The sequence below is a fragment of the Microbispora sp. H10885 genome (assembly GCF_014161415.1).
In the GTDB taxonomy this organism is placed as follows: domain Bacteria; phylum Actinomycetota; class Actinomycetes; order Streptosporangiales; family Streptosporangiaceae; genus Microbispora; species Microbispora triticiradicis.
Genome location: NZ_JABBWY010000017.1, coordinates 108,357 through 127,130, shown reverse-complemented (window position 1 = coordinate 127,130; position 18,774 = coordinate 108,357). Strand labels below are relative to the sequence as shown.

10 protein-coding genes are annotated in these 18,774 nt (G+C 68.8%); 3 read left to right on the top strand and 7 right to left on the bottom strand.

Annotated elements, in window-relative coordinates; genetic code table 11:
• Both HHX37_RS33910 and HHX37_RS33905 read right to left on the bottom strand, forming a co-directional pair.
• Positions 1 to 469, bottom strand: a 469-nt coding sequence (locus tag HHX37_RS33910) for an alpha/beta hydrolase family esterase (RefSeq protein ID WP_310740664.1), incomplete at its 3' end; no start/stop codon positions are given.
• Between the two features lie 202 nt (positions 470 to 671).
• On the bottom strand, positions 672 to 1,781 hold the full coding sequence (locus HHX37_RS33905) for a lectin (RefSeq protein WP_182882579.1): 1,110 nt from the start codon (positions 1,779 to 1,781) through the stop codon (positions 672 to 674).
• Positions 1,782 to 2,652: 871 nt separating this feature from the next.
• On the opposite strand from HHX37_RS33905, the gene HHX37_RS33900 reads away from it, so the two are divergent.
• The 3 genes from HHX37_RS33900 (at position 2,653) to HHX37_RS33890 (ending at position 8,868) form a co-directional block, all read left to right on the top strand.
• On the top strand, positions 2,653 to 4,173 hold the full coding sequence (locus tag HHX37_RS33900; protein ID WP_182888003.1) for an endo-1,4-beta-xylanase: 1,521 nt from the start codon (positions 2,653 to 2,655) through the stop codon (positions 4,171 to 4,173).
• Between the two features lie 482 nt (positions 4,174 to 4,655).
• Positions 4,656 to 6,134 carry an endo-1,4-beta-xylanase gene (locus tag HHX37_RS33895; RefSeq protein ID WP_259406948.1) on the top strand — a complete coding sequence of 493 codons (1,479 nt, stop codon included), beginning with the start codon at positions 4,656 to 4,658 and terminating at the stop codon, positions 6,132 to 6,134.
• A 253-nt stretch (positions 6,135 to 6,387) separates the two neighbouring features.
• Entirely contained in the window at positions 6,388 to 8,868 is a 2,481-nt protein-coding gene (locus HHX37_RS33890; protein WP_182888002.1) for a SpoIIE family protein phosphatase, read from the top strand.
• 36 nt (positions 8,869 to 8,904) lie between these two features.
• Here HHX37_RS33890 and HHX37_RS33885 read toward each other — a convergent pair whose 3' ends face one another.
• The 5 genes from HHX37_RS33885 to HHX37_RS37410 all read right to left on the bottom strand — a co-directional run bounded on the left by HHX37_RS33885 (position 8,905) and on the right by HHX37_RS37410 (position 18,444).
• On the bottom strand, positions 8,905 to 10,287 hold the full coding sequence (locus tag HHX37_RS33885) for an acyltransferase family protein (RefSeq protein WP_182888001.1): 1,383 nt from the start codon (positions 10,285 to 10,287) through the stop codon (positions 8,905 to 8,907).
• 29 nt (positions 10,288 to 10,316) lie between these two features.
• Complete coding sequence (locus tag HHX37_RS33880; protein ID WP_220503371.1) at positions 10,317 to 12,953, bottom strand: RICIN domain-containing protein; 2,637 nt, start codon at positions 12,951 to 12,953, stop codon at positions 10,317 to 10,319.
• A gap of 418 nt (positions 12,954 to 13,371) precedes the next feature.
• Positions 13,372 to 13,692, bottom strand: a complete 321-nt coding sequence (locus HHX37_RS33875; protein WP_182887999.1) for an STAS domain-containing protein — start codon at positions 13,690 to 13,692, stop codon at positions 13,372 to 13,374.
• Positions 13,693 to 13,938: 246 nt separating this feature from the next.
• Positions 13,939 to 16,830, bottom strand: a complete 2,892-nt coding sequence (locus tag HHX37_RS33870; RefSeq protein ID WP_182887998.1) for a glycosyl hydrolase family 95 catalytic domain-containing protein — start codon at positions 16,828 to 16,830, stop codon at positions 13,939 to 13,941.
• A gap of 153 nt (positions 16,831 to 16,983) precedes the next feature.
• Positions 16,984 to 18,444 (bottom strand): arabinofuranosidase catalytic domain-containing protein, encoded by a 1,461-nt coding sequence (locus tag HHX37_RS37410; protein ID WP_182887997.1) that lies wholly within the window; start codon positions 18,442 to 18,444, stop codon positions 16,984 to 16,986.
• Positions 18,445 to 18,774: the final 330 nt, after the last annotated feature.

Sequence of the window (18,774 nt, the reverse complement as noted above, 5' to 3'; positions counted from 1 at the left end):
TGGTCATCATGGCGCCGGAGGAGAAGCCGCTGACCACGATGCGGCCGGGGTCGACGTTGTAGCGCTGGCGGGTGTAGTTGACCATGGCCATGATGCCGGTGGAGTCGCTGCCGCCGTCGCGGCGCAGCGCGGCGGGGGTGGAGACGTCGAAGCAGGATCCGCTGCGGGTGGCCTCGGGGACCACGATGATGTAGCCGTAGCGGTCGGCGGCGGTGACGTAGTCGTGGCCGTTGCCGTTGAAGATGCCGCTGGCCGAGCCGCTGCAGTAGTGGACCAGGACGAGCAGGGCGGGGCGGGCGGCGACCCGGTCGGGGACGTAGAGGTACATGTTGAGGTTGGTCGGGTTGGTGCCGAACCCGGTGATGCGGGTCAGCGTGGCGGCCGCGGCGGGGTGGGCGGCCAGCAGCATGCCGACGAGTACCAGGGGCAACGAGGCGGCGGCCAGCAGGGATCTGAGCCTTCGTTTCACGCGAAGTCCTTTCGTTGTCGAAGTGGTGACCCGTCGGCGCGGCGTCCGGGCGGCGGTGCCGGAGGCCGGGCGCTATTCGTGATCAGGGCGCTTGGGGTGGAGGGGGACCGCTGGGGACATGCCGGGGCGGCGCCTGCGGGGGCCGCTGAGGGGCGGGCCTACGCCGGGGCGGCCGGTCCGGCCGCCCCGGCGGGGTCCTCGATCAGACGCGGGTCCAGCGCTGGTTGCTCTGCCCGTTGCAGGACCAGATCTGGAGCTTCACGCCGTTGGCGGTGGAGTAGTTGGGTGCGTCGAGGCACTTGTTGGCTCCGACCGCGGTGATGCTGCCGTCACTGTTGAAGCGCCACTTCTGGTTGTTCTGTCCGTTGCAGTCCCAGATCTGCACCGCGGCGCCGTCGGCGGTGCTCATGTTGGCCACGTCGAGGCACTTGTTGCCGTACACGCGCAGTTCGCCGGAGCTGGTGGGAGTCCAGCTCTGGTTGGACTGTCCGTTGCAGTCCCAGATCTGCACCTGGGTGCCGCTGGTCTGCGACGCGTTGGGGACGTCCACGCACCTGCCCGAAGCGACTCCCTTGATCGCACTGGGACCGGCACTGGGGCTGGTGCTCGGGCTGGCGCTGGGGGTCACGCTGGGGCTCGGGCTGGACCCCTGGCCGAGGCTGCCCGGGACCGACTGGAGGGCGGCGTACCAGGCGGCGGCCATCTTGTCGTAGCCGTTCGCGGTGGGGTGGATGCCGTCGATGAGGTCGCCGGTGGTGAGCTTGCTGTGCATGTCGACCAGGTGGACGTGCTTGCCGCTGTTGACCTTCGACTGCACGATGCCGGGGACGGCGGCGTTGAAGGTGCGGGCGGCCGACTCCTGGCCGGAGTTCGACAGCGGGATGATCGTGGCGACGAACACCTCGGCGTTGGGCGCGGCCGAGGTGATGTGGTCGATCAGGGTGGACAGCCGCTGGGGGGCCGAGGAGACGTTGTAGTTCTGCAGCACGTCGTTGGTGCCGATGTGCAGCAGCACCGTGCGGGGGGTGTAGCTGCGCAGCCAACCGGTGATGTTGGCGTCGATCTGGTCGATCCGCCACCCGGGGTGGCCCTCGTGGTCGTGGTCGCCCAGGTTGCCCGGCCCGTTGTACTGCGAGCCGACGAAGTCCACGGTGTAGCGGCCGGCGGCCAGGCGCTGCCACAGCCCGATCCGGTAGCCGCCCGGCACCTGGGTGCCCTCGGTGATCGAGTCGCCCAGCGGCATCACCCGAACCCCGCCGTTGGACTCCGCGCTCGCGGCGCCCGCCCCCAGCACCGCGCCCGACGCCGCCATGGCCACGGTCAGGAGCGGTACGGCCAGCCATCGGCCCAGCGACTTCCGCGCACGCGACCAGCGCGGACGATGGATTATTTCTGTTATCGCTAACATTTTTGTACCCAGCTTTCTCAGGGGGCGAACGCCGTGAAGTGGTGGCTCTGCGGCGGAACATGATCGGGGTGGCCGGGCCGGCCCGTCGTACGGGCCGCACCGCTGCGAGGAGTCACGGGCCGGCCGATCCGGCTCCTCCCGCTCTGTACGGGCGACCTCCCATCGAAAGCGACGGCGAGGGGAGGCCGCGGAGGGAGGTGGTGTGTCCATCCGGGGTCTCGCGTCGCTCGGGCCGCGTGGTGCGCTTTCAAGACGAGATGCTGTTAACGTTAACAACTACCTGGGGCTCCAGGCTCCCTTCTCCCTTCGGTGCACTAAGTGGTGGTGGGGCGGAGCAAAGCCGAGGTGGCGAGACGGAGTCAAGGACCCGCAGTCTCGCGTACGGGCGTGCGACGACCGGGCACGGGCCCAGCAGGTCTTATGTCGTACGTCTCACCGGTACGCAGGGGATGTGTGATGAAACTTTCAGGCATTCCGGCCGGGCCGGAGGCGACGGCCCGCCGAGACGTTTCGGGAGACCGGGGCGGATGCCGGCGGGGTGCGACACCGCCGGGCGAGGGCCGGTCGTTCCGAAAGTTTCACTAAAGTCTTGACATGTTTCGGCGGGGTTTCCACACTGAGTCCCCGAGGCGATCTCCTGCCTGATGGTGGTGCACAGGCGGGAGGCCGTCCGCGACGCCCCCGGTGGTGTGCGCTCCCGATCGATGGAGCGCGGCGTCGATTCGCGACTCTACTCGCCTCTTTCCCTTCCCGTTCCAGTTATGGAGGCTCAGGCATGGGCGAACGCCCCAATTCCCGGCCTGGAACCCGGCAGTCCTTCACAGGGCTGCGCCGGGTTCTGGCCGTCGGTGCTCTCGGTGTGCTCGGCGCGGTCACGGCGTTCGCGGCGGCTTCGGCCCCCGCCGACGCGGCGGCCAGCACGCTGGGCGCGGCGGCGGCGCAGAGCGGCCGTTACTTCGGCACCGCGATCGCCTCGGGCAAGCTCGGCGACTCGCAGTACACGACCATCGCGAACCGTGAGTTCAACATGGTGACCGCCGAGAACGAGATGAAGATCGACGCGACCGAGCCGAACCGCGGGCAGTTCAACTTCTCCGCCGGTGACCGGGTCTACAACTGGGCGGTGCAGAACGGCAAGCGGGTCCGTGGTCACACGCTGGCCTGGTACTCCCAGCAGCCGGGCTGGATGCAGTCGCTGTCGGGCAGCAGCCTGCGGCAGGCGATGATCGACCACATCAACGGGGTCATGGCCCACTACAAGGGCAAGATCGCCTACTGGGACGTCGTCAACGAGGCGTTCGCCGACGGCAACTCCGGTGGCCGGCGCGACTCCAACCTGCAGCGGACGGGCAACGACTGGATCGAGGTGGCCTTCCGCACCGCGCGGAACGCCGACCCGGCCGCCAAGCTCTGCTACAACGACTACAACATCGACAACTGGTCCTGGGCCAAGACGCAGGGCGTCTACAACATGGTCAAGGACTTCAAGCAGCGTGGCGTGCCGATCGACTGCGTCGGCCTGCAGTCGCACTTCAACAGCAACAGCCCGTACAACAGCAACTACCGCACCACGATCTCCAGCTTCGCCGCGCTCGGCGTCGACGTGGCGATCACCGAGCTGGACATCCAGGGCGGCTCGGCGCAGACCTACCAGAGCGTGGTCAACGACTGTCTCGCGGTGTCGCGGTGCGTCGGCATCACCGTGTGGGGCGTCCGTGACAGCGACTCCTGGCTCGGCGCGAACACCAGCCCGCTGCTGTTCGACGGCAACGGCAACAAGAAGGCCGCCTACACCTCGGTCCTCAACGCCCTCAACTCCGCCCCCACCGTCTCGCCCACGCCGCCGGTGAGCCCCAGCGCGAGTCCTTCGGGGAGCCCCAGCGCGACTCCGACGGTGAGCCCGACCAGTGGCGGCAACGGGGCGATCCGGGGCGTGGCCTCCGGCCGCTGCATCGACGTGCCCAACGCCAGCCAGAACGACGGCACGCAGGTGCAGCTGTACGACTGCAACGGTCAGAGCAACCAGACCTGGTCGTCCACGTCCTCCGGTGAGATCCGGGTCTACGGCAACAAGTGCCTGGACGCGGCCGGCACGGGCAACGGCGCCGCCATCCAGATCTACTCCTGCTGGGGCGGGGACAACCAGAAGTGGCGGGTGAACTCCGACGGCAGCATCCAGGGCGTCCAGTCCAACCTGTGCCTCGACGCCGTCGGAGCCGGCACCGGCAACGGCACCAAGCTCCAGCTGTACTCCTGCCACGGCGGCAACAACCAGAAGTGGACCTGGAACAGCTAGGCGAGTCCATCCGCTGACTCTCCTCCTCTCCTGGTGGTGAAAGAAGGCCTCCGGCACGGCGCACGCCGCCGTACCGGAGGCCTTCGCTTGTCGTGGGCGGACTGATCGGGAAGACCTCGCCGAGGCCGCCGGAGCGCACGTCTCGCGCTGGGCGATGATGTAAATTTCAGCCATTACCGCCCTTCTGGCGGGCTGGCCGGCTCGAAAATTTCCAGGGCCCTGGGCAGGCCATATACGGGGGTAGGACGCCAGCCTGACGACGGCCCGCCTCCGAAAGTTTCACCCCAGTCTTGACATGTTTCGGCGTGGTTTCCACACTGAGGTCCCGAGGCGGCCCTCCTGTCCGGTGGTGGTGCGCAGGCAGGGGGCCGCCGTTTCGCGACGCCTGACGGGTGTGCGTTCCCAGTGATGGGGCCCGCGTCCATCCCGCGCGGCATGTCGCCGCAGTACTCCCTTCCCGTTTCAGTTATGGAGGCTCAGGCATGGGCGTACGCGCCAATTCCCGGCCTGGAACCCGGCAGCCCTTCACGGGGATGCGGCGGGCTCTGGCCGTCGGTGCTCTCGGTGTGCTCGGCGCGGTCACGGCGTTCGCGGCGGCTTCGGCCCCCGCCGACGCGGCGGCCAGCACGCTGGGCGCGGCGGCGGCGCAGAGCGGCCGTTACTTCGGCACCGCGATCGCCTCGGGCAAGCTCGGCGACTCGCAGTACACGACCATCGCGAACCGTGAGTTCAACATGGTGACCGCCGAGAACGAGATGAAGATCGACGCGACCGAGCCGAACCGCGGGCAGTTCAACTTCTCCGCCGGTGACCGGGTCTACAACTGGGCGGTGCAGAACGGCAAGCGCGTGCGCGGGCACACGCTGGCCTGGCACCAGCAGCAGCCGGGCTGGATGCAGTCGCTGGAGGGCAGCTCGCTGCGGCAGGCGATGATCGACCACATCAACGGGGTCATGTCCCACTACAAGGGCAAGATCGCCTACTGGGACGTCGTCAACGAGGCCTTCGACGACAGCAACGGCGGGCGGCGCAACTCCAACCTGCAGCGGACCGGAAACGACTGGATCGAGGTGGCCTTCCGCACCGCGCGGAACGCCGACCCGGCCGCCAAGCTCTGCTACAACGACTACAACATCGACAACTGGTCCTGGGCCAAGACGCAGGGCGTCTACAACATGGTCAAGGACTTCAAGCAGCGCGGTGTGCCGATCGACTGCGTCGGCCTGCAGTCGCACTTCAACAGCCAGAGCGCCTACAACAGCAACTACCGCACCACGATCTCCAGCTTCGCCGCCCTCGGCGTCGACGTGGCGATCACCGAGCTGGACATCCAGGGCGGCTCGGCCCAGACCTACGCCAACGTGACCAACGACTGCCTGGCCGTGTCGCGGTGTGTCGGCATCACCGTGTGGGGCGTCCGTGACAGCGACTCCTGGCTCGGCGCGAACACCAGCCCGCTGCTGTTCGACACCAGCGGCAACAAGAAGGCCGCCTACACCTCGGTCCTCAACGCCCTCAACGCCGCCCCGCCCGTCTCGCCCTCCCCGCCGGTGAGCCCCAGCGCGAGTCCTTCGGAGAGCCCCAGCCAGTCGCCGTCGCAGTCGCCGTCGCAGTCGCCGTCCCAGTCGCCGTCCCAGTCGCCGTCGCAGTCGCCGTCGACGGAGCCGGGCGGATGCAGCGCGACGATGCGTACGGTGAACTCCTGGCCCGGCGGGTTCCAGTCCGAGGTGACCGTGCAGGCGGGCAGCGCGCCGGTCAACGGCTGGACCGTGAAGTGGACCTGGCCCGGCGGGCAGAGCATCAGCAGCCTGTGGAACGGCCAGCAGAGCGTGTCCGGCTCCAGCGTGACGGTCCGCAACGCGCCCTACAACGGCTCCATCGCCTCGGGTGCCTCCACCACCCTGGGCTTCACCGCCAACGGCAGCGCGGCCACCCCCTCCGTCACCTGCTCCAGCCCGTGACCGCCTGACCTGAGAACCGAACAACCGGACCGAGCGGGTCCGGCCGGAGCACCTCGCCCGGCCGGACCCGCTCGTTCGTCTGCCCGGGGACGGCGCCGCTCCCTTCCGGGAGCGAAAGGGCCGCAGTCGTAAGATGACGAAGTAGACGAGATTGCCGCTGGTCAGAAGGCATGCCATGGGGGTAAGCGGTTCGCGTCGCACGCGACGGGTTGCGGGGGAAGGCGGACTGACCCGGCGCACGATCATGGTGAGCGTGCTGCTCCTGGGCCTCATCAGCGGCGCCTTCGCGTTCCTCCTGCCGGCGATCGTGGGTCTTCGTGAGGCGGTGGATCTGACGAACCACTCCAGGCATGTGCTGACGAGCGCGAACCACCTCCAGAGGCTCGTCATCGACCTCGAGACCGGCCAGCGGGGGTTCGTCATCGCAGGGGAGGAGAGCTTCCTGCAACCATGGAGGCAGGCCCGTGCCGCCATCCCCGAGCAGGCGGCCACCCTGGAGCGTCTCGCGACCGCGGGCACCCCCACGCAGGGAGAGCGGGCGCGCCGGATCAGGCAATCCATCGAGGCCTATATCCATGACTATTCGGTTCCGACCGTGGAGGCCGCGCGGCGGGATCCGGCATCCGTGCACACCGTGGCGGTGACGCAGGACGGAAAGCGCCGCGTCGACGCGATCAGGGGCCAGTTCCAGCAGTTCGTGAATTTCGAGGATCAACTTCTCGCGTCGCGACAGGCACGCGCCGCCGAAGCCGCCGTCCGGGCCACCGCGGTGGCGTCGATCGGTGTGGTGGGATCGATCCTGCTCATCCTCGCCTTCGACACCTACCTGATCCGGTCGATCGTCCGGCCGGTGCGAAAAGCGGCCGCCGTCGCCTCCCGGCTCGCCGACGGAGACCTCACGGCGCGCATGCCCGAAACCGGTGCGGGCGAGATCGGTGAGCTCGAAGTCGCGTTCAACAGCATGGGGCACTCGCTGGAGGAGAGCCGCAAGCTGACAGAGATGGCGCACAGACGCCTCAAACTGCTGTACGACGCCAGCACGGCGGTGGGCACCACCCTCGATGTGCGGCGGACGGCGGAGGAACTGGTGGAGGTGGCGGTCCCCGAGTTCGCCGACTTCGTCACGGTCGACCTGGTGTTGGCCGTCGTACAAGGCGATGACCACCACCCGGACGAGGGCGAGACGCTGTGCCGGGTGGCGATCGGAGGCATCGGGAACACCGGGTCGTTCCACCCGCCCGGCGTGCCGATCACGTGGGCCCCGCCCACGCCTCAGGCCCGCAGTCTCGACTGTGACCTCCCCGTGATCGAGCCCGATCTGCGGGCCTCCACCGCGTGGCGGTCCCAGAAGCCGGAAGAGGCCGCCCGGATCCTGGACCAGGGCATCCATTCCCTGATCACGACTCCGCTGCGTGGCCGGGGGATGCGGATGGGCGTGGTCAGCTTCTGGCGCTCGCGGCCGCCCGGGCGCTTCGACGAGGAGGACCTGTCCTACGCGGCGGAGCTGGCCGCCAAGGCCGGCGTCGTCATCGACAACGCCCGCCGTTACACCCACGAACGCAACACCGCGCTCACCCTGCAACGCAGTCTGCTGCCCCAGCGGCTGCCCGTGCAGCCGGCGGTGGAGATCGCCTCCCGTTATCTGCCGGCGGGCGCGCAGACCGGGGTGGGCGGCGACTGGTTCGACGTGATCCCGCTGTCCGGCTGCCGGGTCGCCCTCGTCGTCGGAGACGTCGTCGGCCACGGCATCCACGCCGCCGCGACCATGGGCCGGCTGCGCACCGCCGTACGCACCCTGGCCGACGTCGACCTGCCGCCCGACGAGCTCCTCACGCACCTGGACGACCTGGTCATCCACCTCACCGGCGAGGAACAGCCCGGCACGGCGGAAGGCGACCCAGCCGCGTTCGCCGAGCTGGGAGCCACGTGCCTGTACGCCGTCTACGACCCCGTCTCGCGCTGTTGCACCATCGCCACCGCCGGTCACCCACTGCCCGTCCTGGTCGCTCCCGACGGCGCCACGGAACTGGTGAGCGGGCCGGTCGGCCCTCCTCTCGGCGTCGGCGGCCTGCCCTTCGAAACCACCGAGCTGCGCCTGACCGCGGGCACCGTCATCGCCCTGTTCACCGACGGCCTGATCGAGTCCCGCGACCGGGACATCGACCAGGGCCTCGCCGAACTGCGCTGCGCCCTGGCGCTGCCGACCGCATCGCTTGAGGACACCTGCGACACCGTGACCGGCGCCCTGCTCGGCGGCCGCGCGGCCGACGACGCGGCCCTTCTCCTGGCCCGCACCGCGGCCCTCTCCCCGGACCAGATCGTGACGTGGGACGTCCCCGCCGACCCGGCCGTGGTCACGCACACCCGGAAGCTCGCCATCGACCAGCTCCTCGTATGGGGACTGGCCGAGATGGAGTTCGTCACCGGGCTCGTGGTGAGCGAGCTGGTCACCAACGCCATGCGCCACGGGACCGGGCCGATCCAGCTGCGGCTGATCCGCGACCGCACGCTGATCTGCGAGGTCTCGGACGGCAGCAACACCGCACCGCATCTGCGGCGGGCCCGCGTCTTCGACGAGGGAGGCCGTGGACTGCTGCTGGTCGCACAGCTCACGCAGAGCTGGGGCACGAGACAGTCGGCTTGTGGCAAGACCATCTGGTGCGAACAGGCCCTGCCTCCCTCCGTGCCGAGCGCGGACGGGACACATGGCGACCAGGTTTCCAGGGCGGCATGAGACGCCACGCCGTCGTGCCGGCTGCCGGATTCGGCGTCACCCGTGGCGCGGTCCGGCCTCCGTGGCAGGAGGAGTCGAGCGCAGCAGGCGCAGGACCGCCGCGCAGGCGAGGTAGGTGACCAGCGCGACCGCCGGCATTCCCGACCCGGTCGGAGCGGTGCCGGGCCACAGGCTGTTGGCGAGCAGGGCGAAGGCGACTCCTGCGAATCCCGCGACGGCCAGCCACGGCCGGAAGACCCGGCAGGACGCCATGCGGGCCAGGACGGCCGGCGTCGGGAGCGAGATCCGGCGGAGCCGCAGGGCGCCGCGCACCTCGATCGGGCCGAAGATCGCGACGAGTGGCGTGAGAGCGGCGCCGAACAGGACCAGCAACGGGATCCGCCAGGCCAGCCACGCGGCCGATCCGGCCTGCGGAGTCGGCAGCACGCCCGCGACGTGCAGCGCGGCGACCAGCAGGATCGCGGCGGAGATGTGCCAGAGGAAGATCGTCATGATCACCGAGTTGACCGCGACCACGGCCGTCCACCTGCCGCCGCGCCGTAACCATCGCTCGCCCCGATCCCGCAGCAGCAGCGCCACCCCGAGCTGGGCGGTGGCGACCGCGAGCAGGGCCAGGCTGGGCGGGGACATGTTGTGCAGCCGCTCGCCGGGCACATTGATCATGCTGATCGGGTAGGGACCGGCCAGCGTGAGCAGGAGCAGCGCGCCGGTCCCGCCGAGCAGCAGCGACACCGCGACGCGAGGGCGGGCCGGCAGCCCGTCCCGCCAGGCGAAACCCATCTGGTGGACGGCCAGCCAGCCGAACAGGAAGTTGCCGCTACCCCAGAAGCCGTGGCCGAGGAGACGGGCCACATCACCGGCTGCGACGAGCCCCACCAGCACCGGCGGGACGGCGAGTCCGTACCGGCGATGGAGGGCGTGCATCGGCGGGGTCAGCACGACCACCACCAGGTAGGCCACGAGGAACCACAACGGGATCGAGGCCAGCCAGACCACCGTACGAACCCGGGCAGGGTCGGCGTCGAAGAACAGGCCCGCCGCCAGCGCGCCGCCTCCCAGCACCAGCACCAGGGCCGTGGTCGGCGGGATCAGCCGGCCGCTCCGCCTGATCAGCCACTCGGTGGCGTTCCCTCCGCGGCGTCGCTCCGCGGCCAGGGAGACGGCGTTGGCGTACCCGCCGACGAGGAAGAACACGGGCATCACCTGGACCACCCAGGTGATCGGCTGCGCCCACGGCAGCTCCGGCAGCGCCGACCGGCCGGTCAGCTCGCCGTGCTCGTCGTAGCCGACCACCGTCGCCAGCCAATGCCCGAGGACCACCGCGACGATCGACACGGCTCGCAGCAGGTCGACGAACCGCTCCCGCGACGGTGGCGTCCGCTCCGCGAGCCGCCGCACCTCCCGCGACGCGGCGCCCATGTTCTGCATGTTCCCCGGCGAACGTCGTCTCAGGCCGGGATCAACTGCCATTGCTGGTTGGTGCCGCCGTTGGCGGTCCACTGCACGACCTGGGCACCGTCGGAGGTGGACGCGCCATACACGTCCGCCAACAGCCCGCTGCTGTAGCTGACGATCGTGTAATAGCCATCGCCGGTGGATCGCAGGTACCACAGCTGGTTGGTGCCGCCGTTGGCGGTCCACTGCTGCAGTTGCAGCCCTTGGGTCGTACTGCTGCCGTTGACGTCGAGGACCTTGCCGGTGGGGACGTAGCGCAGGGTGTACGCGCCGCCCTGACCGCTGGTGACGGTCCACGCGGAGGCGCCGGTCTGCTGCACGGCCTTGGCGCCGTCCGCGGTGGAGTTGCCGGCCACGGCGAGCGGCTTGCCGCTGTTGCGGTTGACGATCCGGTAGGCCGCGCCCGAGACCGGGCCGCTCGAACCGGATCCGACATTGAAGTACTCGATCGCGTCGGTGAACGTCGTGGCACCCGACTTGGTGGTCGTCAGCACCAGGTACACCCGCGAGCCGCTCGCCGGTGTGGTGAAGGTGACCGGCTGGGTGACCCGCGAGCCGAGTGGGATGTTCAGTGTGGTCTGCCCCGACGCGATCACGGTGCCGTCGGGCCGGTCGAGCCGTGCCGACCAGGAGAATCCGACGGAGGTGCCGCGCAGGTCGTCGTTGAAGACGGTGATGTTGCGTGTCACGGAGGCGTTGTAGGCGTAGGTGTTCACGGCCTGCGGCAGCGGGAAGGCGCCGTTGGAGTCGGAGATCCCGGACGCCGACCAGTAGGGCAGGTCGATCGCCGTGACCGGGTTGAACGCGGCTTGGACGCGCTGGACCTGGGGGTTGCTCCAGGGATCGGACAGGTTGTCCGCACCGTAGAGCGGATGACCGCCCTCCTCCGGCACGAAGTCCGTGGTACGCACGCCGGGCACGAAACCGGCCCACGCGGACAACAGCGTGTACGGGCGCAGATCGGCGGCATCCTTGCCACGCTTGGCGGCCGTCGCCGTGGCGAACCACATGAAGCCCTGCTTGGTGTTGCACTTGTTCCAGACGTACTCGCCCTCGCCGTCGGGCCGGCCGGTCACGGGAGCCAGCCGCTCACCGTACTGTCCGACGCCGTCGAGGTAGTGCGCGAAGATCGCGAAGTTGGCGTACCTCATGTTCGGGTACCGACTGGGTGAGTCGGCGCCGGGCGCGGCGTCGAGGCTGACCGGGCGGGTGCCGTCGTTGCCGTTCATCGCCGCGTAGAGATCCTGCTCGAACTGCTCGGAGTCGTTGCCGAAGGTCGGTTCGTTGGCCTGGCTCCAGCGGATGACGGCGGGATGATTGCGGTCCCGCAACGTGAGTGCGCGGGCGTGAGCGACCATGTGATCGTGCCCTGAGACGAAGTCCTGCGCGCTGCCGCGGATGCCGGTCTCGTCGATGATCATCAGGCCCGTCTCGTCGGCCACGTCGAGCATGTACGGGCTGGCCGGCTCCTGGTGGATGCGCACCACGTTGTAGTTGAGCCGCTGATAGTTGTCCACGGCCTGCGGCCAGCCGCCGTTGCCCGCCGAGGGCGGGAGGAAACCGGGCAGCGTGTCGTAGGCGTCGCCCTTGCCTGCGTTGTCGACCCGGTCGTAGTCCGCACCCTGCAGGTTGTCGCCGCGGAAGTTCACCCGGACGCCGTTGATGTAGTAGTACTCGCCGTTCTGGGTGGTCTCACGGAACCCGAACCGGTATGTCGCGTCACTTGCCCGGCCGTCGTCGGTCGCCGCGCGGACCTTGAGACGGTGAAGCTGGGCTCGATACCCCGACCGGTAGGGGACGTTCGGCCACCAGTACGAGGTGCTGCCGAGGTTCCACGCGACGGAATCGACCGTGACCTTGGCCGTCGACCGCGCCCCCACGGTCACGGTGCGGGCCGGCAACGCCGGGTAATCGAACGTCCCGCCGCCGTCCGACGACAGCTCGCCGGTCACCGTCACCGATCGAGCGCTGCTCGAGGTGTTGGTCACCCACACGTCGTAGCCGAGGGTCTGGTTCGCGACCGACGTGCGGATGAACGTGTCGCTGACGTACACGGCCGGATACACCCGCAGGAACGCGGAGCGGAAGATGCCCTGCGGGACCGCCTCGGACCAGTCGGCCGCCACGGGCACGATGTACTTGCCGTTCGCCGGGTTCTTCAGCGCGCCGCGGCCCTTCACGTCGACGGTGATGGTATGAGTGGTGCCCGGGGCGGCATAGGCGCTGATGTCGAACTTCGACGGGGTGAAGGCCGTGGTCTGCGTCGCGACCACCCGGCCGTCCACCGACAAGGTCGCCTGGTGGTTCACGGCGCCGAACTCGATCCACGTCGACTGCGGCTGCCCCGAGTCCGGCACCGTCACCGTACGCGAGTACACCGCCTGGGACACATCAGTGAAACCCTGCTTGTACCAGCCACCTCCGGGCACCTTGATCGACGTCGTCGACCGGCCCGCCGGGGTGAAGCTCCAGGTCCCGGCGAGATCGACCGAGGCGATCGCGGCATTGCCCGCGGTGAAGCCGTCGATGTCCCCAGCGGCGGCAACCGTCGCGGTGGACTCCGACGGCGCGGACTGCTGTGCCGCCACAGCCGGCTGAGCCCCGATCATCGCGACAAGGAAGACCGCCATCAGAGCCGGCCACCTGCTTACCGGACGTCGAGGACGGGAGGAGGGACCGCTCCGCTTCATGGCTGATCCTTTCGGGTGGATCCCTGGTGCGATGTGCGTCTCATCCGGCCGCCGCCCACGACGACGTCTTTACGGGGGCACGCTGTCTCCTGGTACGGGCAGTGTCGTATCGATTCGACAGTACGGCCGGACACCACACGTAAGCCCCCGCATCCCTGCTGTCAAGGCTCATGTTTCGAGTGGAGATGGGATCACTGCGGCTGTACGGTTCCACCACAGCCGATTCACTCTGGCAAATCCCTACGTGGTGCAACTTTCAGACCGCGTCGGACGCCTCGTACATGGGATGTCTCAGCGGTTCCGAGATCGAGCGCCCTACGGGAAGACGGTCCGACTCGGCGAGCGGGGACGCCTGATGTCATCCGCCGGAGGCGGCAGGGAAGGCTTTCGCGGCTCCGGTGATGTCGAGAACGCGCCGCAGGATGCCGTGAACGTTGACGAGTTCCAGACTTCCGCCCATGGCGGTGACGGTCCGCTTGGCACTGAGCAACGCCCAGAGCCCGGACGAATCGCAGAACGTCAGACTGGCGACGTCGACCAGGAGGTGCTGCCGACCGCCGTACAGGGCGGCGTCGACCGCGTCGGTCAGGCGGACGCTTGAGAGGAAGTCGAGCTCGCCGTCGAGGGTGAGGATCGTGTGGGCGGATTCGTGCCTGATGGTGACTGACAGCGCAGTCATAGCAGTATCCGATCCCGATGTGAGAGAAATCGTCGATACGCCCAAGTCAGGCGGCGACGAGTCACCGGTAAGCCCTACGTTACCTCCCGATCGCCACTGCAACCGCTAATGGACGGCCGGTGACCAGCCCGATCCACAGACACCCGCCACAGCTCGATCGCGGCGAGTCCGCACGCCTGGCCACCGGTTCCGCCTGCCACTTGACCTGACGCCGGGCTCCCGGCCCACGCCGACGCGGTCACGCCGTCACACGGTGACCAGCTGCCATTCCTGGTTGGTACCGCTGTTGGCGGCCCATTGGATGACTCGGGCGCCGTCGGCTGTGGAGCCGGCTTCGACGTCCGCGCACAGTCCGGTGCCGACGTTGACGAGCCGGTAGTAGCCGCTCGTGGCAGCGGGGACGAGTTTCCACCGCTGGTTCGCGCCATTGGTGTCGGTCGTCTGGACGAGCGCGGCGCCCTGGTTGGCGTTCGGGCTGGTGAGAGCCTTGCCGCTGCCGAGACCGATCAGCCGGAAGGAGCCGTCGGAGTTCTGCGACATCCGCCACTGCTGGTTGGTCCCGCCGGTCCAGGGCCACTGGACGATTGTCGCGCCGTCGGCGGTGGAGCCGCCGTAGACGTCCAGCACCTTGCCGCTGTTGCGGTTGACCAGGCGGACGACGCTCGTGGACGGGCCGCCGGCGCTCAGCTCGACGGTGATCTGGGTCGTCGTACCCGCGGTGAGCGACACCTGCCGGGCGTGGCTGCCCAACGGCGAGGCGGTGACGCTCGCACCGGTGGTCAAGGAGGCGATCCCGCGCCGGCAGATGAGCGTTATGGTCTGGGTGATGTCGGAGACGACGGAGGCGGTGACGGTCCGGGCGCTGATGTCCCAGGTGAGCGACTCGATCCGGATGCGGTTGCGGCCGCGTACGCCGGTGATCGTGCCCTTGGCGAACTGGTCGGGCAGCGCGGGCAGCAACTCCAGGACGCCGGGCCTGGTGTAGATCAACGCCTCGGCGAGAATCGCGGGCAGCGAATTGGCGGCGTCGGCGTTGTAGATCGACAGGTTCGGGTTGTGCGAGGTCATCAACGATCGGAAGACCATGTTGTTGCCCAGGATCTTCCGCAGGTTGCCGTACACGCCGGCGCCGTCCTTGAGCCGGGCTCGGGCGAGGCAGCGGTGGATGGCACCGTGGGCCTCCCCTCCCTCGTCCCCCCGAAGATCCAGGGCGCGGCTCGCGTAGCGGATCAGGTCGGGCTTGTCCTCGGGGTTGATCTCGTGCAGCGGCCAGACCGGGTACATGTGCTGTACGTGACGGTGGTTGTACCGGTCGGTCAGGCTGGGCCACGACCATTCCGCGAGCGCCCCGTCTCCGTTGATCCGGTAATCGGGCATCTTGGCCAGCAGGGCGGTCCAGCGTTGCACGCCCTGGCCCGGGCCCTGCTCGGTGCCGAGGAAGTTGGCGGCGTCGATGGCGGCCTGCAGCGCGTGCTTGCCCGCGGCGATCTCGCCGGTCGCATTGATCGACAGTTGCCTGCCCGTGTTGCCCGGGCTGTTCTCCATGGAGAAGCACGGCACGAAGACGACCCTGCCGTTGGCGTCGGTGCGAGTGAGGAAGTCCTCGTAGAACAGTGCGAGCTCGATCAGGACCGGGGCGAGCCTGGTGCGGTAGAAGGTGGCGTCACCGCTGACCTGGTAGTACTCGAGCAGCGGATAGAGCAGCCAGTCGGCGCCGCCGATCCAGGTGTGGCCGGGGAACCCGCTGTCGAAGTGCAGCATCTTGCCGTACTCGCCGTCGGTCCGGGAGGGAGCGAGCAGGCCGCGAGCGCCGTAGAGGTTTCTCGCGTTGGTGCGCCAGTCGTCGATCTGGCCGAGGATCAGGGTGAAGTAGCCGTCCATGGCTTCGGTGAGGGACAGGATGTTGCCCCCGGCGACCTGGAAGTTGACGTTGGCGTCGGTGGTGAAGTCCCCGGCCCACGCCGCGTCCCAGGCGCCCGTCCACAGGCCGGTCAGCCGTGGTGGCAGGACGCCGCTGGAACTGAGGAACAGATAACGCCCGGAGTCGTACATCCGCTCCAGCAACGCGAGGTCGATGACGTTGCGGTTGGAGTTCTGCCGGCCGATCAGCTCACTGGTCGGCAGTTGCCGATCGGCCGCGCTGACGTTCAGGTCGAGGCGTGAACGGTCGTACAGCGCGGTGTGCAGGGCGGTGTGCCGCGCGAGCAACGCCGTGTAGTCGGCGGCCAGCGCGGCCAGCGCCGTGTGCAGGGGTTTCGCGTCCCACGCGGTGGACGACTCGTAGCGGTCGAGTTTGGTCAGCAGCACGAGCTTGGTCGCCCCGGCCACGACGATGGTCGACCCGCTCACCCGTACCGAGCCGCCGGTCGCGACCACCCGGGTGACGCCCTCATAGCCGAACGCCCCCTGCCCGGCCGGGTATGTGCCCCGCAGGTTCAGGTAGCCCTCACCGTTTCCGGTCGTGGCGAGCGTGGTGAAGCCGACGGACCCTGGTACGCCGCTCAGGGCCGTGTTGACGCTCAGCGTGGTGTCGATCGTCCGGCCCGGCGCGGGAGTGAGTTCGTGGACGATCACCCGGTCGGCTCGGGAGGCGAAAGCCCGGCGCGTCCACGCACCGTAGCTGTCGGTCCACGACGAGGTGACCTCACCGGTCCTGAAATCGGTGACCCGGGCGTAGTTGCCGACCGTCGTCATCCCCGGGGTGCTGATTCGCAGCTCGTAGCCCGGATGGAAGGTCTGGGTCCAGCGCAGCGACCATCCGGACGTGAAGTCGCCGGTGGCACCGTTGAAGTCGCCGGCAAGCGCCTTGTCCCTGACCCCCGCCAACCGGCCCGACAGAACCGGCGGAGTCACGTTACGGGTGCCGTTGGGCAGCACGAACCGATGATGCGTGAAGACCACCTTCTCCAGAGTGGGCGCGCCGTAGAGCATGGCCCCGTACTCCCCGTTGCCGGTAAGGAAGGCATCGGTCCAACTCGCGGCCGCGGCCGTGTCGTAGATGCCGCGTTGCGGCAGCGTCACCTGTGGCGGCACGGCGGCGGCGGCTCGGTTGGAGAAGATCGCCGAAGGAAGCGCGGCGGCGCCGACGGTCGCCGCCGTGGTGGCGATGAAGCGTCGACGGTTCAGCGGCATGTTCATCGAAGCTCCTGGTGACGAGTTGGGGTGATGACCGCGGCCGAGCGTCGCCTGTGCGGGCAGAGGACCGTTTCCGGGGGAGCCGTGGCCCCACCCAGGTGTCCGGACCTCTGCCCGTGGCTTCACCTGATCGCCCTCATGCGCCGAAGGTCGGAATCAGCTGCGCAGGGTCCACTTCTGGTTGTTTCCGCCGTTGCAGGCCCAGAGGATGAGCTTCGTGCCGTTGGCGGTGCCGGCCGCGTTGGCGTCGAGGCACAGCCCGGACTGCACGCCGGTGATCGTGCCGTTGGAGTTGACGTTCCACTGCTGGTTGGCCTGTCCGTTGCAGTCCCAGATGATCACCTGGGTGCCGTTGGCGGTGCCCTGGCCGTAGGCGTCCAGGCACTTGTTGCCGAACACCTGCAGCTGCTTGCCCGAGGTGTACGTCCACCGCTGGTTGGTGCCGCTCCCGCAGTCCCACAGCTGCACTTGGGTGCCGTTGGTGGTGCTGGAGTTCGGCACATCGACGCACCGGCCGGACTGGCCGCCCACGATCTGGACGCCCTGCTGCGGGTTTCCGCCGCCAGCCGGCGCGTAGCCCGCGGCGGCGATGTTCGCCTGTACGGCGTCCTCGGTGGCGGCGCTCGGATAACCGGAGGTCAACACGCCCTCGAAGAAGGTGCCGCGGCCGGAGACGCTGTTGTCACCGCCGATGCCGAGCAGGATGGCGCCTTCCTTCTTCATCGGGTTGTAGCCGTTGGGGCGCCGTCCGTCGAAGTAGTTCGTCAGGCCGCCCGACTGCGCGTTCCCGCCCCGGATGGCCCAGTGATTCGGCTCGCCCTTGACCATGGCCGTGACGAAACGGTGGTTGATCGACGCGAGGTTGTTGTAGCCCGCGTTCACCCCGGAGAACAGTCCCCACTCCAGGTCGGCCATGATCCAGGGACCGGCCCCGGCCCCGTAGCCCCACTGCTTGTTGGCGCCGAAGTAGACGGTCTCCATGATGGCGGGGGAGTCGGCCTGGCCGTCCGTCTGGGCGTTGCCGTAGTCGAAGCAACACCACTGGTTGTAGTGCGTGCCGTCGACGACGGCATAGATGCCCTCGGGCTGGTCGCCGGTCGCCACACCGTTGGTGTTGTTGTTGCGGTAGCCGGTGCCGGGCTCCACGCGGACGCCGTAGGCCTTCTGGCCGCCGATGGTGATCGGGGCAGCCTTCGCGTCGGCGAGGTTGTCGTATCCGCCCGCGGCCGGACCCTTCCAGTAGCCGGGCGGCGCCTGGGTGAGGCGGTTGTTGCGGCCGGACTGGTCGTAGAGGATGGTGATCACACAGTTCGTGCCGGCGCAGAACGAGTCCTGCGTGGCGGCGTTGACGACTCCGCCCGCGCTCAGCACGCCGATGTCGCGAGTGGTGTTGTCCGAGGCGCGCCTGACTTGGTAGAGCGGGCCGTTGTAGGCCGCGTACAGGGCACGCGTGGTGCTGTGCGCCGCCACACACGGCGTGCCACCCGCAGCGTAGATGTCACACGGACCCTGCGTCGCAGCCTGCGACGGCGTGGAGACGCCGGTCAGGCAGGCGGTGGCGATCAACGCGCTCGCCCCGGCCGTGAGCACCCTTCTCAGGCTCCCGAAAAGCATCATGCCTTCTTCTCTCAATCAGGAATCATGACCGGACGGCACCGATGCGGCAGGCCTAGCCAGGCGCGTGTTAGCGCTAACATTAATGAGTGTCCGAATCGATTCGATGATTAACTGGGTAGTGCGGAGTCAAATCAAGGATGGTCCCGGCGTCAAGCACGTGGATCGCCTCTCTCGGACGCCCGGGTGCCATCGGCGCGCCGCCTGGGCTCTTACCACGACAGGTTCGCACCGTTGCGATGAGATGTCGTGAAACTTTCATCCCCCGCGTCCGCTATGTGGCACGCCCTCACCCGCCTCATCCGACCGGCCGTCCCGCTCACGTGGACAACC